21 protein-coding genes and 1 pseudogene are annotated in these 22,215 nt (G+C 68.5%); 12 read left to right on the forward strand and 10 right to left on the reverse strand.

Features of this window, described 5'->3' with window-relative positions; translation table 11 throughout:
• Positions 1-21: 21 nt before the first annotated feature.
• The 3 genes from WFM69_RS17045 to WFM69_RS17055 are packed head-to-tail and all read left to right on the forward strand — an operon-like array spanning position 22 to position 3,037.
• Positions 22-1,023: an SIS domain-containing protein gene (locus WFM69_RS17045; RefSeq protein ID WP_337006761.1), complete on the forward strand. Its 1,002-nt coding sequence runs from the start codon at positions 22-24 to the stop codon at positions 1,021-1,023.
• A 17-nt stretch (positions 1,024-1,040) separates the two neighbouring features.
• Positions 1,041-1,925 carry a PfkB family carbohydrate kinase gene (locus WFM69_RS17050; protein ID WP_337006820.1) on the forward strand — a complete coding sequence of 295 codons (885 nt, stop codon included), beginning with the start codon at positions 1,041-1,043 and terminating at the stop codon, positions 1,923-1,925.
• 23 nt (positions 1,926-1,948) lie between these two features.
• Complete coding sequence (locus WFM69_RS17055; RefSeq protein ID WP_337006763.1) at positions 1,949-3,037, forward strand: LacI family DNA-binding transcriptional regulator; 1,089 nt, start codon at positions 1,949-1,951, stop codon at positions 3,035-3,037.
• 86 nt (positions 3,038-3,123) lie between these two features.
• Here the strand turns inward: WFM69_RS17055 and WFM69_RS17060 are convergent, their stop codons facing one another.
• Complete coding sequence (locus WFM69_RS17060) at positions 3,124-3,975, reverse strand: SDR family oxidoreductase (RefSeq protein ID WP_337006765.1); 852 nt, start codon at positions 3,973-3,975, stop codon at positions 3,124-3,126.
• Between the two features lie 94 nt (positions 3,976-4,069).
• Between WFM69_RS17060 and WFM69_RS17065 the strand changes: the two genes are divergently transcribed.
• Positions 4,070-4,471, forward strand: a complete 402-nt coding sequence (locus tag WFM69_RS17065; protein ID WP_337006767.1) for a winged helix-turn-helix transcriptional regulator — start codon at positions 4,070-4,072, stop codon at positions 4,469-4,471.
• Between the two features lie 68 nt (positions 4,472-4,539).
• Positions 4,540-4,716, forward strand: coding sequence for a hypothetical protein (locus WFM69_RS17070; RefSeq protein WP_337006821.1), 177 nt, complete (start codon positions 4,540-4,542; stop codon positions 4,714-4,716).
• Between the two features lie 101 nt (positions 4,717-4,817).
• Here WFM69_RS17070 and WFM69_RS17075 read toward each other — a convergent pair whose 3' ends face one another.
• Positions 4,818-5,558: a DinB/UmuC family translesion DNA polymerase gene (locus WFM69_RS17075; protein WP_337006769.1), complete on the reverse strand. Its 741-nt coding sequence runs from the start codon at positions 5,556-5,558 to the stop codon at positions 4,818-4,820.
• 383 nt (positions 5,559-5,941) lie between these two features.
• Here WFM69_RS17075 and WFM69_RS17080 point away from each other — a divergent pair, with 383 nt between their 5' ends.
• From WFM69_RS17080 to WFM69_RS17105, 6 genes and pseudogenes are all read left to right on the forward strand, one after another.
• On the forward strand, positions 5,942-6,886 hold the full coding sequence (locus WFM69_RS17080; protein ID WP_035964342.1) for an alpha/beta fold hydrolase: 945 nt from the start codon (positions 5,942-5,944) through the stop codon (positions 6,884-6,886).
• Positions 6,887-7,116: 230 nt separating this feature from the next.
• Positions 7,117-7,281: pseudogene (locus tag WFM69_RS17085) on the forward strand (integrase core domain-containing protein); the annotation flags it as partial.
• Between the two features lie 165 nt (positions 7,282-7,446).
• Positions 7,447-8,742, forward strand: coding sequence for an ABC transporter substrate-binding protein (locus tag WFM69_RS17090; protein ID WP_337006776.1), 1,296 nt, complete (start codon positions 7,447-7,449; stop codon positions 8,740-8,742).
• 75 nt (positions 8,743-8,817) lie between these two features.
• A complete protein-coding gene (locus WFM69_RS17095; RefSeq protein WP_337006778.1) occupies positions 8,818-9,786 on the forward strand; it encodes a carbohydrate ABC transporter permease in 969 nt (322 codons plus the stop codon).
• A 22-nt stretch (positions 9,787-9,808) separates the two neighbouring features.
• Positions 9,809-10,597, forward strand: a complete 789-nt coding sequence (locus tag WFM69_RS17100; protein ID WP_253035370.1) for a carbohydrate ABC transporter permease — start codon at positions 9,809-9,811, stop codon at positions 10,595-10,597.
• A complete protein-coding gene (locus tag WFM69_RS17105) occupies positions 10,594-13,650 on the forward strand; it encodes a glycoside hydrolase family 2 TIM barrel-domain containing protein (RefSeq protein WP_337006782.1) in 3,057 nt (1,018 codons plus the stop codon). The genes WFM69_RS17100 and WFM69_RS17105 overlap by 4 nt, the downstream gene beginning before the upstream one ends.
• Before the next feature lie 7 nt (positions 13,651-13,657).
• On the opposite strand, the gene WFM69_RS17110 is transcribed toward WFM69_RS17105, so the two are convergent.
• The 8 genes from WFM69_RS17110 to WFM69_RS17145 form a co-directional block, all read right to left on the reverse strand.
• Positions 13,658-14,704, reverse strand: a complete 1,047-nt coding sequence (locus WFM69_RS17110; RefSeq protein ID WP_337006784.1) for a LacI family DNA-binding transcriptional regulator — start codon at positions 14,702-14,704, stop codon at positions 13,658-13,660.
• Positions 14,705-15,280: 576 nt separating this feature from the next.
• Positions 15,281-15,625: a hypothetical protein gene (locus WFM69_RS17115; RefSeq protein WP_337006786.1), complete on the reverse strand. Its 345-nt coding sequence runs from the start codon at positions 15,623-15,625 to the stop codon at positions 15,281-15,283.
• Positions 15,622-16,416 (reverse strand): hypothetical protein, encoded by a 795-nt coding sequence (locus WFM69_RS17120; protein WP_337006788.1) that lies wholly within the window; start codon positions 16,414-16,416, stop codon positions 15,622-15,624. Before WFM69_RS17120 ends, WFM69_RS17115 begins: the two co-directional genes overlap by 4 nt.
• 221 nt (positions 16,417-16,637) lie before the next feature.
• A complete protein-coding gene (locus WFM69_RS17125; RefSeq protein WP_337006789.1) occupies positions 16,638-17,117 on the reverse strand; it encodes a hypothetical protein in 480 nt (159 codons plus the stop codon).
• Positions 17,118-17,119: 2 nt separating this feature from the next.
• On the reverse strand, positions 17,120-17,854 hold the full coding sequence (locus tag WFM69_RS17130; protein ID WP_337006790.1) for an HNH endonuclease family protein: 735 nt from the start codon (positions 17,852-17,854) through the stop codon (positions 17,120-17,122).
• 230 nt (positions 17,855-18,084) lie between these two features.
• Positions 18,085-18,432, reverse strand: coding sequence for a hypothetical protein (locus tag WFM69_RS17135; protein ID WP_337006791.1), 348 nt, complete (start codon positions 18,430-18,432; stop codon positions 18,085-18,087).
• A gap of 114 nt (positions 18,433-18,546) precedes the next feature.
• Entirely contained in the window at positions 18,547-18,894 is a 348-nt protein-coding gene (locus tag WFM69_RS17140) for a hypothetical protein (protein ID WP_337006792.1), read from the reverse strand.
• Positions 18,891-21,692, reverse strand: coding sequence for a DNA methyltransferase (locus WFM69_RS17145; protein WP_337006793.1), 2,802 nt, complete (start codon positions 21,690-21,692; stop codon positions 18,891-18,893). The genes WFM69_RS17140 and WFM69_RS17145 overlap by 4 nt, the downstream gene beginning before the upstream one ends.
• A 246-nt stretch (positions 21,693-21,938) precedes the next feature.
• Here WFM69_RS17145 and WFM69_RS17150 point away from each other — a divergent pair, with 246 nt between their 5' ends.
• Positions 21,939-22,211, forward strand: coding sequence for a hypothetical protein (locus WFM69_RS17150; RefSeq protein WP_337006795.1), 273 nt, complete (start codon positions 21,939-21,941; stop codon positions 22,209-22,211).
• Positions 22,212-22,215 lie beyond the last annotated feature (4 nt).

A 22,215-nucleotide genomic window follows, 5' to 3' on the forward strand; every position in this document is an offset into this window, starting at 1 on the left:
CGCGCTGGAAAGGAACTCCTGATGCTCGGCTTCGACGAAACCGCCTTCCGCTCGCAGACGGCCAGTGCCGTCGCCCTCCGTCCCCAGATCGAGCAGCTCGTCGACGACCTGCTCGCGAAGGGCATCGACAACGTGCTGCTGGTCGGCTCCGGCGGCACCTACGCCCAGGCCTGGCCCTACGAGCTGTTCGCCCGCGAGCGCTCGACCCTGCCGGTGCGCGCCGTCATCGCCGCCGAGCTCGTCGTCGCCGGCGACGCCCTGCTCGGCGAGCGCACCGCCGCCGTCTTCACCTCGGTCTCCGGCACCACGGAGGACGTGATCTCGGCGATCGAGTTCGTCCGCGGGGCCGGGGCGACCACGATCGCCTTCACGGGGCACGGCGACTCCCCGATCGCGCTCGGCGTGGACCACGCGCTCATCTCCGAGCCGAAGACCTGGCCGTTCGACATGCAGCTGCTGCTGCTCGTCGGGCGCCTCCTCGAGCGCCGCGGCGAGTTCGCCGGCTACGCCTCCCTCGCCGACGAGCTCGTGAACCTCCCCGACGCGCTGGTCGCCGCCGCCGAGCAGGCGGAGCCCCTGGCCGCCGCGTTCGCCGAGGCGCACAAGGACACCGACTACTACTTCCTCATCGGCGGCGGCCCGCTCTGGGGCTTCACGTACCTGTACTCGATGTGCATCCTCGAGGAGATGCAGTGGCTGCGCACCACCCGCGTGCACAGCGCCGAGTTCTTCCACGGCTCCCTCGAGCTCCTCGAGGAGCACACGTCGGTGCTCGTCTTCCAGGGCGAGGACCGCACGCGTCCGCTGACCGACCGCGCCGAGGCGTTCGCCAAGCGCATCACCGACGACGTCACCGTGTTCGACACCCGGGACTACGCGCTCGAGGGCTTCAGCCCGGAGAATCGCGCCCTGATCGCGCCGATCGTCCTCGACACCGTCATGGGCCGCGTCAGCAAGCACCTCGAGCGCGTGCGCGACCACTCCCTCGACCTGCGCCGGTACTACCGCGTCATGGCGTACTGAGCCGGACGGGAGTGACCATGCGAGTGCTCGGCTTCGGCGACAACATCATCGACCGCTTCCTCGACCGTGGCATCGACTACCCGGGTGGGAACGCCGTCAATGTGGCCGTCTACGCGCGCCGCCGCGGCGCGCACGCCGAGTATCTCGGGGTGTTCGGCGAAGACGACGCGGGCTCGTACCTGCGGGCGTCGATCGAGGACGCCGGCGTGCCGACGCCCCGGAGCGTCGTCCGCAGGGGGGAGTCGGGGGTCTCCTCCCTGCGGGTGGTCGACGGCGATCGCACGTTCCTCGGCTGGAACGGCGGCGGCGTCACCGTGCGCGAGCCCATCGACCTCGACGAGGGGCGGGAGGAGTACGCGGCCGGCTTCGACGTCGTGCACTCCAGCGTGTACTCGCGGGTGGAGACCGAGCTGCCGCGGCTGCGCCGCCACGACGTTCTCGTGAGCTTCGACCTCTCCAGCGAGCCCGAGTTCCGCGCGGCGGAGTACCTCGACCGGGTCGCGCCCTTCGCGGATCTCGTGCTGCTGTCCTGCGCGGACCTCGACGAGGAGGCGTCCTTCGCGCTCCTCGACGAGGCCGTGCGACGAGGGGCCGGGCTCGCCCTGGGCACCCGCGGCGTCGAGGGAGCCGTCGTCACCGACGGGGAGGTGCGGCTCTCCGCACCCGCGAAGCTGCTGGACGGGGGCGCGCCGATGGTGGACACGATGGGATGCGGCGACGCGTTCGTCGCCGGATTCCTGGTGTCGCTGCACGGCGACGGCTGGCGCCGCGACCGCCGCCCGGATGCCGCCGCCCTGCACGCGGCGCTCCGCGCCGGCGCCGACGCCGCGCACGACCAGTGCTTCGTCGAGGGGGCGTTCGGCCGCGGGCGGCCGACCCCGGCCACGGCTAGCATGAGGTGAGCCGATCGAAAGGGGCGAAGCGGGTGACGAACGAGCGTGCCGCGCCGCCCACCATCTCCGAGGTGGCCGCCGAGGCCGGAGTCGGCAGGGCCACGGCCGCACGCACGCTCGGCGGCTACGGCTATGTGAGCCCCGAGCTGCGCGAGCGCGTGCTGGCCGCGGCCGCCCGCATCGGATACCGCGCGAACGCGGTCGCCCGCAGCATGTCCACCGGCGTCACGCACACGATCGGCGTGATCGTCGCCGACATCGCGAACCCGTTCTTCGGCGGGGTCGTCCGCGGCATCTCCGACGCCGCGCGTCCGCGGGGCTTCGACGCCCTCGTGCTCAGCACCTACGAGAAGCTGTCCGAGGAGGTCGCCGCCGCCGACGTGCTCATGGACAAGCGCGTCGACGGGATGATCATCGCCTCGGCCGCCCTCGATCCGGCATCCGCCGACCACATCCTGCAGGCGCGCGCCCGCGGCATCCCGGTGATCCTCGTCGACCGCGTGATCCCGGGGCTCCACCTCGACGCCGTCGTGATCGACAACCGCACGGCCTCGCGCGAGGCCGTGGCCCGGCTGATCGCCGCGGGGCACCGCCGGATCGGGTTCGTGTGGGGACCGCCGGTGGCGGAGCGGCCCACGCGGCGCCGCGACTTCGTCGACGTGGGGGCGGGGAACCTCTCCACCGACGGCGACCGGCTGCAGGGCTACCTCGACGCGCTCGACGACGAGGGCATCGCCTTCGATCCGGAGCTGGTGATGGTCGGCTTCAAGAACGAGGAGCGCGCGGAGGAGGAGGTGCGGCGGATGCTCGCCCTCCCGGATCCGCCCACGGCGCTGTTCTGCACGGAGACGGATGCCGTGACCGGCGCGCTGCGCGCCATCCGCGGCGCGGGGCTGCGCGTGGGGGAGGACGTGTCGCTGATCGGCTTCGACGACAGCTCCTGGGCCGCGGTGATGGAGCCGCCGCTCACGATGATCGAGCAGCCCATGCTCGCCCTCGGCGCGCGGGCCGCGGAGGCCCTGTTCGAGCTCATCGACGGAGAGGCGGACGGGGTGCGCGTGCACACCCTGGAGACCCGGCTGATCGAGCGGGCGTCCGTGACGAGGCCGCCGGCCTCCTGAGCATCCGCGCCGGCGCTCCCGTATGAGTTCCCGCGGTCTGCGGCAGGGGGACGCGCCAGGAACTCATACGGGAGCGGTGAAGCGGCTCAGGCCGCGACGGCGGCGCGGAGCCCCTCGATGAGCGGGGTGGTCGGGCGGCCGATGAGGCGCGCGAGCGTGCCGTCGGTGTCGGCGAGGGCGCCGTCGCGGATGCCGGCGTCCAGGGCCGCCACGAATCCGGCGGTGCCCTCGTCGAGGCCCGCGGCCTGCAGTGCGGCGATCTGCTCCTCGGTGGTGAGCGGGCGGTACTCGACGGGCCGGCCGACGAGCTCGGCGGCCACTGCCGCGAGGTGCGCGTAGTCCCAGGCGACGTCGCCGCCGAGCTCGTAGATCTCGCCGATGTGGCCGTCCTCGAGGGCCACGACCGCGGCGGCATCCGCGAAGTCCCTGCGGCTGGCGGAGGCGACCCGGCCCTCGCCGGCGCCGGCGGCGATCACGCCGGTCTCCGCCGCGCGGGCGACGTCGGCGGCGTAGTTCTCGGAGTACCAGTTGTTGCGGAGGATGACGGCGGGCAGGCCGGACGCCGCGATGAGCTCCTCCGTGGCCTTGTGCTCCGGGGCGAGGACGAGGGCGCTCGTGGTGGCCTTCGGCGCACTCGTGTAGACGAGCTTCGACACGCCGGCGGCCTTCGCGGCGTCGATGACGGCCCGGTGCTGTGCGACGCGCTGTCCCACCTCGGAGCTGGAGACGAGGATGACAGTGTCGACGCCCTCGAGGGCCGCAGCGACGGTGTCGGGCTCGCTGTAGTCGAGGCGCGCCGCGCGCACGCCCAGGTCGGCGGCCTTCGCGACGTCGCGCGCTCCGGCCACGACGGTCTGCGGGTCGGCGCCGCGCTCGATGAGGCTCCGGATGATCAGGCGGCCGAGCTGGCCGGTCGCACCGGTGACGAGGATGGTCATGAGGGTTCCTTTCGACGGGGTCACCCGGCACAACAGCATCCGTCGTCACGAACATTCCGGCCAGCGGGTACCCACTTTGAAGTAAGGTACCTACATGACGGTGAGTTATGCGCAGATAAAGGCCTCCACGCCGATGGTCTTCGAGCCGGGCTGCAGCACGCGCGTCATTCTCGACCACGTCATGAGCAAGTGGGGCGTGCTCGTGCTGTCGTCGCTGTCGGACGGCACCCGTCGCTGGGGCGAGCTGCGCCGGGAGGTCGGGGGCATCAGCGAGAAGATGCTCGCCTCGACGCTGCGCACCCTCGCCGACGACGGTCTCGTGCACCGGGAGTCGTTCCCCACCGTGCCGCCGCACGTCGAGTACAGCCTCACGCCGCTCGGGCGCGACCTCATGGAGCGGATGCTGCCGCTGGTGGAATGGGTCGCCGCGCACGCGGACGGCATGCTGGACCGTTCGGACGACGAGGAAACGGAATCTATCGCGTCTCGCAACTGACACGCACGGATTCCGTCGCAAAACTGCGTAACTTGACCAGGGAATCGCGGCGCTTTACTGTTCACTTCATGTCAACGACGCCTATCCATCTCGAACGACCCGACGGCAAGGGACTGGCGGCCGGCACACTGGGGCTCTGGGGATCCACCGTCATCGGGCTGGCTTCCACGGCGCCGGTGTACTCGCTGGTCGCGACCCTCGGCTGGGTTGGTTCCAGGGGTGTGCCGACCTGGCTGCGAGCGTAGGTTCCGCGTGAAGATGGCAAAATCCACCGCAACATGTCAGTCACTTGGCAGTACTGCCAGATGCGCCCGTGTTCGCGCGGTGGGGTGCGTGGGGTGAGCTGCTAGGCGCGGACGCGCACGAGCTCGTCCCAGTGGGTCGTGGCCCGCGGCGTGAGCATCCCGCGCTTCATCTGCCACGACGGGCCCGGGCGGAACCCGCCGTAGCCGAGGCCGAGTGCCTCCTTGCCGGCCTTCTTCTGGACGCCGTCGACGAGGGCGGCAATGCCGGCGTCCTCATGCTTGCGGCGGAAGGGCTCCAACGGCAGGTGCACGCCGGCGGGCAGCAGATCCGTGAGCATCAGGCCCGCCCGGGCGTACCGGGTGCCGTCCTCGATCTGGGGCAGCAGCTGGTGCGCGGCGCGCGTGAGCTCCACGGGGTCCGCGGTGGGGAAGGGGAGCTGCACGCGCACGCTCGGGTAGTGCTTCTGCTCGGTCCAGTGGCTCGTGCCGGCGAACACGTCGACGCGCCGCGCGACCTGCGAGTGACGCACCAGGCGCGCGGCCGCCTGCTGCGCGTAGATCGACAGCGCCTGGCGGATGCCATCCTGCGTCGTGACCTTCTCGGAGAACGATCTCGAGACGATCAGCTGGTCCTTCTTGCCGGTGCGGTCTTCCTCGGGACCGATGCACGCGACGCCCCGCAGCTCCAAGGCGGTGCGCATCACCACGACGTTGAACCACTTGCGCACCTGGACGGGATCGGCCGTCGCGAGATCCCAGATCGACGTCACCCCGTAGCCGCTCAGGCGCCGCTCGAGTCGGGAGGCGATACCCCACACCTCCGACACCGGCAGCCGCCGCATCAGGTCTTCGCGCCACTGCGGCCGCGTCGCTGGCCAGACGCAGACGCCCTCGAAGACGTCCAGCTTCTTCGCGGTCCGGTTGGCGAGCTTGGCTAGGGTCCGGAACCGTCGCTTGTTGCATCCAATAGAACTGGATACGGATTTGATCGGTGGCCAATGCGGAGCGTGCCCGCGTCGTCCGGCTGCGGTAGTCGCCGGGTCCGGACCCGGTCACGCGGCTCTCGGGACGGGCTGGGCGCGTATCTGCCGCTCTCAGCGCCAGCGACAGGGAGTTCCGCGAGTGGGCGACGGAGGTCGGGGGGCCGGACATCCCGTTGTCGGCAGGTACGGTATGGTCATGCCCGTCGAGCTCCCCGCCCGAGGGGCATGTCGAGGAGGTCAGCATGGCTCTGCGCGAACTCGAGTTCACGTCGCACAACGGCACCGACACCATCCAGGCCTGGGTGTACGAACCGGCGGTCACGCCGGTGGCGGTGGTCCAGCTCATCCACGGTCTCGGCGAGCACTCCCGCCGGTACCTGCACATGACGGCCGCGCTGGTGGATGCGGGGTTCGTCGTGGTCGCGGACGATCACGCGGGTCACGGTCGGACGGCGATGCAGTCGGGGACGTGGGGTGACGCCGGTGACGAGTCGGCGACGGTCATTGTGCAGGACGAGGTGACGCTGTACCGGAAGGCCAAGGAGCTGTTCCCCGATCTGCCGTACGTGGTGTTCGGCCACAGCCTGGGGTCGATGATCGCGCGGGCGCTGGTGCTGCAGCCGGGTGTCGAGGTCGACGGGCTCGCGCTGGGCGGTATCGCCGTGGGCATGCGCGGTGTCGAGTCGACGCTGGATCGCGAGGCCCTGAAGGCTGCCGTGGCGGCCGACGGTTCCGCCCCCGCTGCGGATGCGTTGGTGGGCCAGCTGTTCGACGGCTTCTACGACCGCCTCGGCCCGGACTTCGGCCCGACGGACTGGGTGGCGCGCAACGCGGACGTCGTCCGTGATCACGGCCGCGACCCCTTCAATAACTTCGGCGCCCCCTTGAGCAACCGGTTCCTGCAGGGCTTCGTCGACGTGTACGACCAGGCCAACGGCGACGACTTCTTCGACCGCCTTCCGCAGGTTCCCGTCGCGATCTTCGCGGGCGCGGAGGACCCGGTGACCAACTACGGCGAGGGTGCGCGCGAGGTCGCCCGGCGCCTGGAGGAGAAGGGCCACGACGTCGAACTCCACATCTACCCCGACGTCCGACACGAGGTTCACAACGAGCCCGAGACCCGCGCCGAGATGGAGAACTCCCTCATCGAGTTCGTCCACCGCGCCGCCGGGCGGGACGACGCCTGACCCCCGAGGCGCACCCGGCCGCTCGCGCCCAAGCACCGTGACGGGGCCCTGCCGTGAGGATCGTCTCTCGGCAGGGCCCCGTCGGTGATGTGAGGTCTCAGGCCATGACGGGACGCACGCGTCGCCCAGCGAGGGGCTCGTCCATGGTGACCTCGCGAAGCGGAGGATGTCGCCGGTGGCGCAGCGAGGGCGAGAGGCCTGGCAACGGGTGACCTCGCCGAAGTGAAGGCGAGGATGCCGAGAGCAGGCTCCGCGACGAGTGCCTGAACATCAACAGCTTCTACTCGCTGCTCCACGCCCAGGTCGTGATCGGCGACTGGAAGACCGAATACAACCACGACCGCCGGCCTCCCATCGCGGAGCCGCGGCGCAGCCAGCGGCGGGAGCGGTTCTGATCGACCCGCTGACCCGCGCCGGTAAGGTCACGATTGCGTAACAGGACTTGCCTGACGCAAATGTTTACGTGATCATTTCGGCAATTGCCAGTGACGTGGACGTCGTGGCAGGGCCGAGGAGTAGTTCCGTGGCCACCTGAATCCCACCCGAGAGGACATGCTTCGATGAAGCGCATGACAAAGGCTGCGGCGATGGCCGCCGCGGCGATCCTTCCCCTGTTCGCGCTGACCGCATGCGGCAGCGGTGGCGACGCCGAGGGCTCCGGCGACGGCAACACCCTGACCGTCTGGGCCTGGGACCCCTCCTTCAACATCTATGCGATGAAGGAGGCCGAGAAGGTCTACCAGAAGGACCACCCCGACTTCGAGCTGAAGATCGTGGAGACGCCCTGGGACGACCTGCAGGCCAAGCTCACCACCATCGCCCAGTCGCAGCAGTTCGACGAGCTGCCCGACATCTTCCTCATGCAGAACAGCGCGTTCCAGAAGAACGTCATCAACTATCCCGACGTGTTCGGCGACTACGCCGACGCCGACATCGACTTCTCGGAGTTCCCCCAGAGCGTCACCGCCTACTCCACGATCGACGACGTCAACTACGGTGTGCCCTTCGACTCGGGCACCGCGGTCTCGGCCCTGCGCACCGACGTGCTGGAGCAGGCCGGATACACCATCGACGACTTCACCAGCACCACCTGGGACGACTTCATCACGAAGGGCAAGGACGTGCTGGCCAAGACCGGCAAGCCGCTGCTCTCCGGCATCGCCGGCTCGTCCGACCTGCTGTCGATCATCCTGCAGTCCGCCGGGGGGAGCCTGTTCGACAAGGACGGTCAGCCCACGATCGCCGGCAACGATGTGCTGATCGACGCCATCGAGGTGTACACCGAGCTGGTCAAGTCCGGCGTGTTCGTCGAGGTCAACTCGTGGGACGAGTACATCAGCAGCTTCGTCAACGGCTCTGTCGCCGGCACCATCAACGGCATCTGGATCGCCGGGTCGATCCAGACCGCTAAGGACCAGGCGGGGAAGTGGGCCGTCACCGACCTGCCGAAGCTCGACGGCGTGCCCAACGCCACGAACTACTCGGCCAACGGCGGTTCGTCCTGGGCGATCAGCTCCACCGGCGACGCGACGCTCGCCGCCGACTTCCTGGCATCCACCTTCGCGGGATCGACCGACTTCTACGACACGATCCTGCCGAAGGCCGGCGCGGTCGCGAACTGGATCCCCGCCGGCAAGAGCAGCGTGTACGCCGAGCCGAGCGCGTTCTTCAGCGGGCAGCCGATCTTCCAGAAGGTCGTCGAGTTCGGCGCCAAGGTGCCCAGCAGCAACACCGGCGTCTACTTCTTCGAAGGTCGTGACGCGGTCAGCGCCGCGATGACCAAGGTCATCGCCGGCACCAGCATCGAGGATGCGCTCGACGAGGCCCAGGCCAACGTCGAGTTCGCGATGAACTGACCCTCTCCGCTCGGGCGGGGCACGACGCCCCGCCCGAGCGTCCTGTTCCGAAGCAATGGAAAGCGAGTACGCATCGTGGCGACCCAGGCGATCGTGACCTCCGACGGCTCCCGCCGGCGGGGGCGGAGCACCCCTCCGCCGGACTTCACCCCGCGCGGACCGTGGCTGAACACCGCACGGCGACGCAACCTCACCGGGTGGGGGTTCCTTCTGCCGGCAGCCCTCCTGATCACGCTGCTGAGCTTCGTGCCGATGATCCAGGCATTCGTCCTCTCGTTGCAGACCGGCCGGGGATCACGGCTGAACTGGGCGGAGCCGCTGTGGTCGAACTACGCCCGGCTGCTCGACGACGAGATCTTCAAGCTCACCATGTTCAACACGGTGTTCTACCTGGTGGTCCAGGTGCCGATCATGCTGATCCTGGCGATGGTGCTGGCCAACCTGCTGAACGACCCGAAGCTGAGGGGCAAGGCCCTCTGGCGCACGATGATCTTCCTGCCGTGCGCCGTCTCGCTGGTCTCGTACTCGCTGGTTTTCCGCACCATGTTCGCCACGGACGGACTGGTCAACGACGCCCTCATGGCGGTCGGCCTCATGCACGACCCGCTCAACTGGCTCGGCGAGCCGTGGACCGCGCGGTTCGTGATCGTCATCGGCCTGCTGTGGCGGTGGACCGGCTACAACATGATCTTCTTCCTGGCGGCGCTGCAGAACGTCGACCACTCCACCCTCGAGGCCGCGCGAATCGACGGCGCCGGTGCGTTCAAGACGTTCTGGTTCGTGACTGTGCCGCAGCTGCGGCCGATGATCGTGCTCACCGCGATCATGTCGATCAACGGCACGCTGCAGCTGTTCGACGAGTCCTGGGCGCTCACCAAGGGCGGGCCGTCATACAACTCGATGTCGATGTCGCACTACCTCTACGAGCTCGCATTCCTGAAGAACCCCAACGTCGGCTACGCCTCCGCGATCTCGTACGTGATCCTGATCATGGTCGCGGTGCTGGCTCTCATCCAGATGAAGGTGGGTGACAAGCGTGACTAGTCGACGCTTTCCCTGGCGACGCGTGCCCGGCTACGCGTTCCTGACCGTGTTCGCCCTGTTCTCGGTCTTCCCGCTGTATTTCATGCTGGTCTCATCGACCAACTCGACCCGAGAGGTCCTCGGATCCCGGCTGACCCCGGGCGGCCACTTCATCGACAATCTGGTGGCGCTGACCACGCAGCAGGATCTCGGCGCCGCCATGATCAGCTCGTCCCTCATCGCCATCGGCACGACGGTGCTGTCGCTGATCGTCTGCGCGATCGCGGGCTACGGCTTCGAGATCTACCACTCCCGCGGCAAGGACGTCGTGATGGCGATCCTCATGCTGGCGATGATGATCCCGTTCGCGGCCATCATGATCCCGCTGTTCCGCATCTTCGCGCAGTTCGACATGGTCAACTCGCTGTTCGCGGTGATCATCCCCTCGATCGCCACGCCACTGCTGATCCTGCTGTTCCGGCAGGCGTCGCGCTCGTTCCCGTATGAGGTCATCGAGGCCGCCCGGATCGACGGGCTGAAGGAGCTCTCCATCTTCGCGCGCATCTACGTGCCGACGATGAAGTCCACTTTCGCCGCCGCGGCCGTCATCACCTTCATGGCCTCGTGGAACAACTTCCTCTGGCCGCGTGTGATCCTGCTCGACAACGCGGTGCAGACGATGCCCATGCTCATCGCCAACCTCACGGCCGGATACGTCACCGACTACGGCGTGCTCATGCTCGCCGTGCTGCTGACATCCCTCCCGACCATCCTCATCTTCCTCATCCTGCAGCGCGCCTTCGCACAGGGCATCACCGGAGCCATCAAGTGACATTCGATCCCGTCTTCGCCATCGACCGCATCGCCGACCCGACCTTCGTCTCGGAGAACCGCCGCCCGGCGCACTCGGACCACCGCTGGTTCGCCGACCTCGACGAGGCGCGATCGGGGGTCAGCGCGTTCGAGCAGTCGCTGAACGGCTTGTGGAAGTTCTTCTGCGCCCGCAACCAGGGGCAGGTGCTGCCCGACTTCGCCGATCCGTCGCGGGATGTGTCGGGGTGGGACGACATCCGCGTGCCTTCGCACCTGCAGCTGGAGGGCTACGACCGACCGCAGTACGTCAACGTCGGCTACGCATGGGACGGCCAGGAGGACATCGAGCCGGGGCAGGTCCCCGAGCGCGACAACCCGATCGGATGCTATGTGCGCACCTTCGCGCTCGATTGTCCGCTCGCCGAGGGCGAGCGGCTCAGCGTCACCTTCCACGGCGCGGAGAGCGCGATCGCGCTGTGGGTGAACGGCCGCTACATCGGCTACAGCACCGACAGCTTCACCCCCGCCGAGTTCGATCTCACCGACGCGCTGGTCGAGGGCGAGAACCGCATCGCCGCGCAGGTGTTCAGCTACAGCGCCGGCTCGTGGCTCGAGGACCAGGACTTCTTCCGGTTCTCGGGCATCTTCCGCGACGTCACCCTGTACCGGCGCCCCGGGGTGCACGCCGAGGACATCCGCGTGACCACCGCGGTCGCCGATGACCTGGCATCCGCCCAGGTGCGGGTCCGCGTGGAGCTCGACGGGGCGGGCGGCGCCGTCTCGGCCCGCATCGAGGGCGTCGGCGAGCTCGCGCGGGATGCCGACGGAGCCTTCGTCGTGCAGGTGGAGGAGCCCCGGCTGTGGAGCCCCGAGCATCCGCACCTGTACGACCTCGTGATCGAGGTGCGCGACGCCGCCGGAGCGCTGACCGAGGTCGTCCCGCAGCGAGTCGGCATCCGCCGGTTCGGCATCGAGAACGGCGTGCTGTCGCTCAACGGCGACCGGGTCGTCTTCAACGGCATCAACCGTCACGAGTTCGGCCTGAACGGGCGGGTGCCGTCGCGAGAGCTCACCGAGTCCGACATCCGGATGCTGAAGGCGCACAACGTCAACGCCGTGCGCACCAGCCACTACCCGAACGACTCGGCGTTCTACGCGCTCGCCGACGAGTACGGCCTGATGGTCATCGACGAGATGAACCTCGAGACGCACGCCCGGTGGAGCCGCATCCGCCTGCACGGCGAATCGCTCGACACCGCCCTGCCCGGCGACCACGACGAATGGCGCCCGGCGGCGCTGGATCGTGCCCGCAGCATGCTCGAGCGCGACAAGAACCACGCCAGCGTGGTGATCTGGTCCTGCGGCAACGAGTCCTTCGGCGGCACGGTGCTGCGCGATGTGGCCGACTGGTTCCGGTCGGTCGACGATCGCCCGGTGCACTACGAGGGCGTGCACTGGGACCCGAGGTACCCCGAGACGACCGACATCGCGAGCCAGATGTACACCCCCGCCGCGGCGGTGGAGGACTATCTGCGCACCAACCGCGACAAGCCGTTCATCGTGTGCGAGTACGCGCACGCGATGGGCAACTCCTTCGGCGGGGTCGGCGAGTACATCGAGCTCGCGTATCGTGACGAGCTGTTCCAGGGCGGCTTCATCTGGGACTTCGCCGATCAGGCGATCCTCATGCGCGATCGCTACGGCCGCGAGTACTTCGGCTACGGCGGCGACAACGGCGAGGCGCCGCACGATCAGGACTTCAGCGGCAACGGCATCTTCTTCGCCGACCACACCCCCTCGCCGAAGGCACAGGAGATGAAGCGGCTGTACCAGGGCTTCGTCGTCGACGTGTCGGAGTCGTCGTTCGCGCTGACGAACCGGCTGATGTCGACCTCGTCGGCCGAATACGAGACGCGCGTCTCGATCTCCCGGGAGGGCCGCATCCTGACCGCCGACGTCGTCGACACGGACGTCGCGCCGGGCGGGTCGGCGGTGTACCCGCTGCCGGTCGCGATTCCCGCGGCGGCGGGCGAGTACGCGATCGTCGTCTCGCTGCACCTGCGGACCGAGACGGCGTGGGCACCCGCCGGGCACGAGGTCGCCTTCGGCGAGCACGTGCTCAGGGTCGGCGAGCCGGCCGCAGGCGCGACGGCACCGGCCGCGCAGGTCGCGGCGCCCGCGCCGCGCCTGGTCGAGGGCACGCTGAGCATCGGCGTGCACGGGCCCGGCTTCCACGTGACGTTCTCGCGGATCTTCAACGGGCTGACCTCGTACCGCTTCGGCGAGACGCGCACGGGCGGCCGCGAGCTGCTCTCGGGCGCGGTCACCCCGAACTTCTGGCACGCCCCGACGTCGAACGAGCGCGGCTGGGGCGGCCCGTTCGAAGAGGGGCAGTGGCTGCTCGCCAGCCGTTACGGCCGCGCCAGCGGGTTTCACGAGCCGGCCGACATCTCGGTCGAGCACGTCGACGGCGGGGTGCGCATCGGCTACCGCTACGAGCTGCCGACGACGCCCGTGACGCACTGCGATCTCAGTTATCTCGTCGACGGCGCGGGCCGGGTGGAGGTCACCCAGCGGATGCACGTGCCCGAGGGTCTGCCGCAGATGCCCGAGTTCGCCACGATGCTGGCGATGCCCGCGGATTACGACCGGGTGCGCTGGTACGGCGACGGTCCCGAGGAGTGCTACGTGGACCGGCGGGAGGGTGCCCGGCTGGGCGTCTACGACCGTCACGTCCCCGACATGCTCACCCCGTACATCCGTCCGCAGGAGGCCGGCAACCGCACCGGCGTGCGCTGGGCGGAGATCACGGATGCCCGGGGCGCGGGTCTGCGCTTCGAGGGAGACCCGATCATGGAGTTCTCGGCGCTGAGCTGGACGCCGGCCGAGATCGAGAGCGCACTGCATCCGCACGAGCTGCCGCCGATCCACCGCACGATCGTGCGCCCGGCGCTGATGCGCCGGGGGGTGGCGGGAGACGACTCCTGGGGTTCGCGTCCGCTCGACCGGTACCTGCTGCCGACGGGAGACCTCGAGTTCCGGTTCGCGTTCCGCGGCATCCAGAACCGCTGAGCCCGGCTCAGCCGACCCGCGCCGTCCCCGATCCCGGGGGCGGCGCGGTGCTCGCCCGCACGATCAGCTCGGTGGGCACCGGGTCGGCGGTGGTGCGCTTCTGGTGCTCGATCCGGTCGATGAGCATGCCGACCGCCGCGGTGGCGACACGGTCGAAGTACTGGTGCACCGTGGTCAGCGGCGGCCGGAAGTCGGCGGAGAGCTCCATGTCGTCGAAGCCGACGACGCTGACCGAGCCGGGCACGTCGCGTCCGGCCTCGTGCAGTGCGCGCATGGCTCCCAGCGCCATCGCGTCGTTGGACGCGAAGATCGCCGTCACCGCGGGGTCGGCTGCCAGTCGCTTCCCCGCCGCGTAACCGGATGCCGGGCTCCAGTCACCCGGCATGACCGGGGGCACCACGCGGCCGTGCTCGCGGAGCGTGTCGGCCCAAGCCTGCGCGCGGTCCCTGGCGCCGTGCGAGCGCTCGGGTCCGCGGACGTGCCAGACCGTCTCGTGCCCGAGTGAAAGGAGGTGCTCGGTGGCCAGCCGGGCGCCCTGCGCCTGATCGGTGTCGATCGCGACGTAGGGATGCGAGCGGCCGGCGGTGACGACGACCGTGGGGATCTTGGCGATGCGCTTCAGGTCGGACTTGAGCAGCTCATGCTCTTCGAGCACCACGATGAGCCCGTCGACCGCCTGGTCGGCGATCCGGGTGAGCGCGCCGGTCAGGCCCGCCTGCGCGATGTTCCACAGCGGGGTGAGCGCGAGCGAGTAGCCGGCCTTGGACGCCTCGCTGGCGAACGCCTCCAGCGTTCGGGTGTTGCCGTAGCTGGAGAGCTCGGACATGATCACGCCGAGGGTGCGGAACCTGCCGGTCTTCAGAGCGCGCGCGGCGGAGTTCGGCCGGTAGCCGAGCCGGTCCATGGCCGCGAGCACCTTGTCGCGGGTGACCGGACGCACGATGTCCATGCCGTTGGCGACGCGAGAGACGGTCTGCGCCGAGACCCCGACCTCACGTGCGACGTCGATGATCGACGGCGCGCGCCACACGCGCGCGTCCTCCGGCTGCTCCACCACTGACCCTCCCGGCGTCCCCCTGAACGATACCAATCCGCGGTCGCGCCCCCGTCCCCGGCCTTCCCTCCGGCCCTCACCCACCCACCTCCGGGTTTCGAATCGCTCATATTGCTGTGTTCTGGATCGCCCCCTTCCTTTTCTGCCTCACGTGGGTAGCTGGATGAGTCCGCAGAGCGGGCATCGCCAGACTGGAGTGCGCCTGGGGTCATCGACGGCCTCGAGCTGTACGAGGCATTGGCGGCAGTTGGGGGCGAAGCCAAGCCAGGTGGTGTCCTCGTCGTCGGGGGCCATCGGGTCAGGGTAGGCGTCTGCGAGTGGGCGCGTGGGTGTTTGTCCACAGGCGTGTCGAGGTCACCGCGCCGCAAGTATGCGCGCATGGCCCGACCTTCGAAACATTCACCAGATAGGGTCGAGCGTCCCGGGCGTGCCGTGGTGGGTGTGGGAGGGCAAGAGAAAGGCGCCCGGCCGGAGCTAATCAAGTGTCAAGTCAACTAACTCGAGAGGAGATCCATGAAGGAATTTCCGCTCAACGGCCGGGCGCCAGGTCTTCAATTTATCAGGTGGCTCCACGGCTCACGAGGGGAGCCGAGTAGCCCATCGACGGACTTCGTCGAGCGAGAGGAGCCCATCGCCGTCGGGAACGGCGTTGCCCGAGTCGTCCAGGATCTCCCACCCCCACCCTGGTCCGTTGTCGAGCAGCCAGAAGCGCTCTCCTGCGGGGTCGATGAACCAGCGGGACCGTGCACCGAGCGGTCCAGGCTGCGCCCGGTGGATGACGACGCGGCCGCCATCCAGGCCGCGAGCCTCGCGCCGGGCGCGGCAGGCGCGATCGTTGCTGCACTCCCACCCCTCGGATCCCCACGGGGAGAATCCGCGAGTGCCGAGACGGTGGCACAGCCGGCATTCCATGGTCTTCATGCTGCGACCTGCCGCTTCGTCGACCAGAAAGGCCGGGCGAGATCGAGCCGGTCGTGGCGCTCGGCGAGCTTGGCGATCGCGTCGGGTTTGCGCCCCATGATGATCGCCACCCGCTCGGGTGCCTCGCCCGAGTCGAGCAGGAACTCGACGTCCTCGAGGAACACGTCTGCCTTCGTCATCTGCAGCTGCTCGTCGACGACCGCCGGCGCCGGGTCGGTGTCGATGTCATCCCAGGCGAGCGGCGATCGCCACTCGCGCCGTTCGGCGATCCGCCGCGCATGATCTGCGAAGTAGCCAGTCTGAGGCTGGTCCCACAGCTCGGCGAAGATCTCGATAGCGCGTGCGGCGGTCGCCGCGGTGACGCGAGGCCGCATCCCGCAGACGATCCGCCAGAAGTTCCCTACGCCCATGCTCATCCGCTCCGCCAGCTGGGTCTCCGTCCACCCGATCGCGACGAGCGCCTGCAGACGTCGTGAGGTCCCGACGGAGTCGATCAGTGCACGTTCGATGTCGTCGACGGTGAGCGCGAGCAGCTGATCCGCGTACTCGCGACGCACCGACTGAAGAATTCGGTTGGTGCCCTCCCAGCGCTTCCCGCGGCGGCCGAACTTGAGATCGAGGCACACCGAGCGTGGGATGCCGGCGGCGTCTGCGATCCGCTCGAGCCCGATCCCGTGGCTCAGGAGGAGCACCAGGTGATCGCGAACCGGGCCTGCGGCGACGCGCTCACCGCGGATCTGATCTGCGCGGTCGTAGGCGATGAGGCGGTTGCGCCGACGCTGCCGCTCCATCTGACGATCGTGCCGGCATCGGTCGCACCGGCAGTTGTGCTCGAGCCAGCACGTGTCGTGCGTGTGCGGGTGATCAGACGGGCACTCGTGACGAGTTCGATCGCGCAGCGGGTGATCGTCGAGGGTGCGGGCGCGATGGGCTTGGAGGTAGTGCTTCCGGCACATCCCGCGCGCGACGATCGCGCGATCGCAGTCGTCGACGCTGCAGAGCTTCGTATCGCTCATCGTGGCCTGCCGAGGATCTGGCTCTCGACGAGCGGGAGGAGCGCTGCGCGCTGCGAGTGGTTAAGCCGGGCAAAGTGCCGGGCGAGGGTGTCGACCGCGTCCTTGAACTCGTCCGGGAGGCCGTCGAGGTCCTTCTTGGCGCGCTTGCTGAGGGCGAGGACCTGAGCGTCGGCGAGATCCTGCATCCGCCACTCGGCGACCAGGTCGGCGTCTTCCCAGGCCGCGACGAGCCGCGGCCCGCGAGGACCGGAGGTGTAGAGCCGATCGGGCGCATCGCTCGGTCGGCTGATCTCCACGATGCCGCCGACCGGCAGGCCGGAACGGTACGGCTTGTAGGAGCCGGTCGCCTTGTCGGTGAGCTCGCCGTCGACGAGGGGCAGATACCAGTAGCCGATCCTGTTGTCGCCGGTGAGCCGGCGGCCGATGTAGACGACCTTCTCGACCGTGACGTCGCTGTCGGCGTTCTTGGCGGCCATGATCACTCGCCTCCCGTGCAGCTGCTCAGCTCGCTCTGCAGAGCGGCGTGATCTTCGGTCGTGACGGTCAGGTCGTAGGCGTCGAGCACCTGGACGAAGCGCTCGACGTAGGAGCAGCGGTAACCCTCGCTCGGCGGCATCCACAGCGCCGGCCCCTGGTCGCTTTTGGAGGTGTTCGTGGGCCCGTCGACGGCGAGGAGGTTCAGCGGGTCGTTCGCGAGCTGCTGACGCTTCTCCTCGGTCCAGTCGGCGGCGCCCTGGCGCCATGCCCAGGCGAGGGGCACGATGTGGTCGATCTGCACGAGCTCGCTGGTGCCCTGGCCTCGGGTGAAGTTGATCGTCTGGCCGGTGTACGGATCGTGCAGCACGCCGGTGAGGACGACGCAGTCGCGCGTGCCGGGCTTCAGCGTCGTGTCGACGAGGTCGCGACGAAGAACGTCGTTGCGGGTGTCGCAGCCGTTCCGGTCGACGTCCGCCCAGGCCTGCCCGAACTGGCGGCGGTCGTAGGGGGTCTGATCCGGGAGGGCGATGGTGATCTGCTCGAGCGCGGCGATCGCCTGTCCAGCTTCCGGGGTGACCGGTCCGGCCGCCGCTGCCGGCGTCGGCGCTGCGGTGTCGATCGGCGCCGGAGCGGTGAGGGGCCCGACGATGGCGGTCAGCGTCGGCGCGACCATCCGCATGACGATGAAAAGGGCAGCGATGCCCAGGATGACGAAGGCGATGGACTTCTTGCTCACGGGGATCTCCTCGGTGTTCTCGGAGCCCATAGGTACGAAACCTGGTGCCTGATCGGACATCGGCCCGGCTGCCGGTGGTGCTGGCGCGGGGAGTCGAGATCGTTGATGGACTCTTTTAGTTGACTTGACAGGTACAAATATAGGGCATGAGGAAGCGGGATGCAAGCGCGCTCCGCGACGTGGTCTCGCACCCGGGCCGGGCAAGCGCCGGCGGCCCGGGCGCGAGCGCTTCAGTCGGAGTTGGCCGCGTACTCGAGTCGCGACTCGCTGCGGTCGTGCAGCGGGTAGTACGCCGCCGGGAGACCGAGGGCCGTCGCGAGCTCGCTGCGCACCTGGATGAGCGCGCCGCCGTACATGTAGCCGACGCGGTCCGCGGGGACCTGGTCGACGGGAACGAACTTGTGGGTGACGTCGCCGAGGTACTCGAACCGGTCGTGACGCACGACCGGGAGCTCGAACGAGACGGTCGGGCCGTGGGAGTGCTCGACGAGGACCTGCATCGCCGTGGCGCTCAGGCCCTGCGAGCCGGGTGCGTGAAACTCGGTCCGGATGACGGGGGCGACGAATCCGCGGGCCATGATGATCTCCTCTGATTGGTGATTAGTTGACTTGACATGTACTAATATAGAGCCAAGTTCAGAGGTTGTCAACCCGGTTGGAGAAACTGCCGGGATTCGGCTGCAGACCAGCGCTCAGAGAGGGTCCCCATAAGCGTCGTGGTTGTACCGACGGAGATCCTCGATGAATGCCGGACTGGTCGTGTCGTAGCGGGCGATCGCCGCGGCCGTGCTGCCCTGCGCTTCGAACAGCGTCACGTTGGGGTACACCCGTCCGCAGACAGGGCACACTGCGAACTCTGACGGGTCAGAGGAGCCATCCGCCATCCACGACAGCCGCCCGTCGCTCGTGGCCTGGCACCAGCATTCGGTCTGGGAGTCGTTGCCGCACTCGCACGTCTGGTTCTCGCCCTCCTCGTCGACGGTGATCTCTCCGTCGACGAGAACGGTCGGGTAGGGCCAGCCTGTCGTCGGGGTGCTCATGATGCGGCTCTCGCCCGCCGTTGGCGTGTGGGCTTTGCGGCAATCGCCAGCTCGCCGGCGGTGATGAGCTGCTGATAGTTCGTGAACAGCGCGCGCAACCTCGAATCCTCGGTAGCCGTGCCGCGCAGCCCCAGCGCCTTGTCGATCGCCGTGTCGAGCTGACGGTGGGCGCGCAGGAGATCCGGCGCCATGGCCAGCGGGTTGTAGTGATCGGCGAGAGAGCGTTCGGGATGCAACGCGCGCGCATCCAGCACGGCCTGTCCGCCTGCGATGACCGCAGCTCGCTGCTCATCGCTCAGCGTGGGCAGCGGGAAGGTGTTCCACGTGAGCGTGCTCGAGAACCGCAGGTCGGACTTGATGCGCCCGCCCACGGCCTTCTGCCAGGCAAGGAACGCCGAAGACGACAGCACCGCGAACGCCAGGCCCTCGGGATCCGCGATCGTGAAGTTCGCGTCGCCGCTGATCGACTCGGGCTCGAGGTAAGCCACAGGGAAGAAGGTACGCGCCTCGGAGACGTGCCGGGGCACGCACACGTAGTTGCTCGTCGGCCGCTTCGAGTTGGGGCGGAACAGGTGCGGCGTGAGACGCAGCTTGTAGGCGTCGCCGGTGGGAGTCTGGGCGGACCTCCACTCTCGGCAGCCTTCGACCCGCTCGCGAAGGAACGCCGAGTGGCGCAGATCCGACGGATCGAGATCCTCAAGCCACAGGCACCACCGCGACTTGCCCTGCACGAGCTCCTTCGCGCCGAGGAACGGCCTGACGTACTTCGCGGCGATGGGATCGGCGATCGCGATCGCGTGCGCGTCCTCGTCGATCAGCAGGTTCCCTCCGTCCGCCGGCATGGTGCCGAAGGATGCCACCGGCAGATCCGCGAGCGGCTTCTCCCGGGTGTAGACGTAGACGTTCGGTGCGTCATGCAGGTAGCCGTTGATCTGCTCGGTGACCGGCACCCGGTGAGGCTCGCCACGCGGCTCGTCGTAGTCGAACAGGACCGCCGGCCGACCCTTGGTGATCCGATCGAAGCCAGTCACCACACAATGCACCGCCGCGGCGCTCGGGGCCTCCGACGTCCAGGCGAACGTCCGGTGCGCGAAGGCGACGCGCCAGCCGGCGTCGATGAGCGGCCGGAACAGCGCGGGGACCGGCTGCCCCTGCACGATCGAGTTGGTCGACACGAAGGCGAAGTGCCCGCCGCGGTCGCCGAGGAAGTCGGCAGCCTTCTTGAACCACCCGGTCACGTAATCCAGGTAGCCGTCGAACTGCGCGCCCCACACCACGCGGAGGTCATCGCGCTGCGCCGTGGCCTTGGTCTTGTGCCCGATGAACGGCGGGTTGCCCATGACGTAGAGATCCGCGCTCGGCTCGACGACATCCGCCCAGTCGATCCGCAGCGCATTCCCGACGACGATGCTCTTGATCTTGTCCAGCGGCAGCGAGTCGGGCGCGGCGCCGAGCGCCAGCTCCATCGCCTGGTTCGCCTGATGCTCCACCAGGTGCAGCGCGGTCGCCGCGATCTGCGCCGGCCATTCCTCAAGCTCGATGCCATGGAAGCTGGACAGCTTCACGGCGAGGTGCTCCTCGGTGAAGAACATCGTCCGGGCGGTCTCACCAGACAGCTCCTGGATCCGCAGCAGCACCTCGAGATCCAGCGCGCGCATCTGGCGGTAGCCGACCACCAGGAAGTTCCCACACCCGCACGCCGGGTCGAGGAACCGCATCCGGCTCATGTCCGCGCGAAGCTTCTTGAGCTTGGCGGTGTCGTGATAACCGTCGGTGAATCGCTGGCGGAGCTCGTCGAGGAACATCGGCCCGATGACCTTCATGATGTTGGTCTCGGTCGTGTAGTGCTCGCCGAGCTCACGCCGTGCGGTCTTGTCCTTGACGGCCTGGAAGAGGCTGCCGAAGATCGCCGGCGAGATCGCTGACCAGTTGAACATGGCCGCGTCAGTGAGGCGCTTGCGCATGCCGGCATCGAACGACGGGATGGAGAGCGGCTCTTCGAAGACGCCGCCGTTGACGTAGGGGAAGCGGGCGATCAGCTCGTCGAGGTTCGACTGCCGGCGGCCCGGCTCACGGCCCATCACCTGGTACAGCAGCGACAGCTGCGGGCCGAGGTCTGAGCCGTCCTCGGCTGTGCGGGTCTCGAGGAACTCGAGGAACAGGTCGCGGTCCCAGAGGCCGGCGTCGTCGGCGTAGAGCGCGAACAGCGTGCGCACGAGGAACACGCTGGCCTCGTGATCGTCATACCCGGATCCCTCAAGCGCCTCGTACAGCGACGCCATCAGCTTCGCGGCCTTGATCGACGCCGATTCCTGAGCCTTCGAGCCGAAGGTGCGTTCTCCGTAGCCGGCGAGGAACGCGAGCTTGTCCGCCTGCTCCCGCAGCTCGTTGAGCTCGAACTCGAGCGGCACCGTTCCGGTCTCGGATCGGAGGTTCAGGAGCCGGAATCGGCGGAAGTCGCTCGTGATCACCCATCGGGGCACTTCGGGATCGGGGAGATCGTCGATGTAGTCCAGCGCCTGCTGCTCGGCTGCGGCGAGATCCTTACCGGCCGACTTCATCTCGATCAGCGCGAGGCCCGGGATCAGGGCGTCGATGTAGCCGCGCGATCCGGTCGATGAGCGCTTGACCCGCTTCTCGTAGAAGGCGGCTCGGGTCTCGGTGATCCCGTAGACGCCGAGCAGATCTCGAACGAAGGATTGGGCCTGCTGCCGCTCGTCGCCCGGCTCGTCCTTCCAGTCGCGCGCGAAGCGCGCAGCGCGCGAGCGGATCTCATTCATCGACAGGGTCTTGGCCACATCCACACGTTATCGGGGACATACCATTCGCCCCGGGACGCGGGGTTGTCCCGCGGGGTCTATGTAGTTATGATGAAATGCACTAATATAGGTGTCATTGCATTACCGGATGTCAACTCGGTTGTCCGATCTGAGCTCGTGTTCGTACCTATGGGCATCATGGGCACCGACATCGCAGACAGCCGAGGCATCTTCGACACCACAGCAGCAGCTGCAGCAGAGATTTTGAGAGGAGGTGACAGACAGATGATCACCGTGGAGTTCCGTGAGCGTGACCCGAACAGCGAGGCCCGCCGCGTCGTCGCGACCCTCACTGTGGCCGATGACCGCACGTACACCGTGGCCGGCGCCCTTCCCCTCGAGGAGATCTCGATCCTCGATCGCGCAGCGCCTGGTGGCCGGCTCACCCTGGCCGCGGATCCCGTGCGGTGGGCTCGCAAGAGCCACAAGGCCTTCAGGGCCGGCTACATCGTCCCGGTGATCACCGAGGACACCCTGCCGGTCGACGGCGAGAGCTGAGCGC

The organism is Microbacterium sp. LB12 (assembly GCF_037150835.1).
Classification (GTDB): Bacteria; Actinomycetota; Actinomycetes; order Actinomycetales; family Microbacteriaceae; genus Microbacterium.

What these genes read in the sequence shown, in the direction of transcription:
- WFM69_RS17050 (WP_337006820.1), top strand. Translation starts at nt 1,041, where the DNA reads ATGCGAGTGCTCGGCTTCGGCGACAACATCATCGACCGCTTCCTCGAC.
- WFM69_RS17075 (WP_337006769.1), bottom strand. Translation starts at nt 5,558, where the DNA reads ATGCGGCGGCTGCCGGTGTCGGAGGTGTGGGGTATCGCCTCCCGACTC.
- WFM69_RS17150 (WP_337006795.1), top strand. Translation starts at nt 21,939, where the DNA reads ATGATCACCGTGGAGTTCCGTGAGCGTGACCCGAACAGCGAGGCCCGC.
- WFM69_RS17070 (WP_337006821.1), top strand. Translation starts at nt 4,540, where the DNA reads ATGTCAACGACGCCTATCCATCTCGAACGACCCGACGGCAAGGGACTG.
- WFM69_RS17080 (WP_035964342.1), top strand. Translation starts at nt 5,942, where the DNA reads ATGGCTCTGCGCGAACTCGAGTTCACGTCGCACAACGGCACCGACACC.
- WFM69_RS17120 (WP_337006788.1), bottom strand. Translation starts at nt 16,416, where the DNA reads ATGGAGCGGCAGCGTCGGCGCAACCGCCTCATCGCCTACGACCGCGCA.
- WFM69_RS17045 (WP_337006761.1), top strand. Translation starts at nt 22, where the DNA reads ATGCTCGGCTTCGACGAAACCGCCTTCCGCTCGCAGACGGCCAGTGCC.
- WFM69_RS17125 (WP_337006789.1), bottom strand. Translation starts at nt 17,117, where the DNA reads ATGGCCGCCAAGAACGCCGACAGCGACGTCACGGTCGAGAAGGTCGTC.
- WFM69_RS17140 (WP_337006792.1), bottom strand. Translation starts at nt 18,894, where the DNA reads ATGAGCACCCCGACGACAGGCTGGCCCTACCCGACCGTTCTCGTCGAC.
- WFM69_RS17135 (WP_337006791.1), bottom strand. Translation starts at nt 18,432, where the DNA reads ATGGCCCGCGGATTCGTCGCCCCCGTCATCCGGACCGAGTTTCACGCA.
- WFM69_RS17060 (WP_337006765.1), bottom strand. Translation starts at nt 3,975, where the DNA reads ATGACCATCCTCGTCACCGGTGCGACCGGCCAGCTCGGCCGCCTGATC.
- WFM69_RS17115 (WP_337006786.1), bottom strand. Translation starts at nt 15,625, where the DNA reads ATGAAGACCATGGAATGCCGGCTGTGCCACCGTCTCGGCACTCGCGGA.
- WFM69_RS17090 (WP_337006776.1), top strand. Translation starts at nt 7,447, where the DNA reads ATGAAGCGCATGACAAAGGCTGCGGCGATGGCCGCCGCGGCGATCCTT.
- WFM69_RS17065 (WP_337006767.1), top strand. Translation starts at nt 4,070, where the DNA reads ATGACGGTGAGTTATGCGCAGATAAAGGCCTCCACGCCGATGGTCTTC.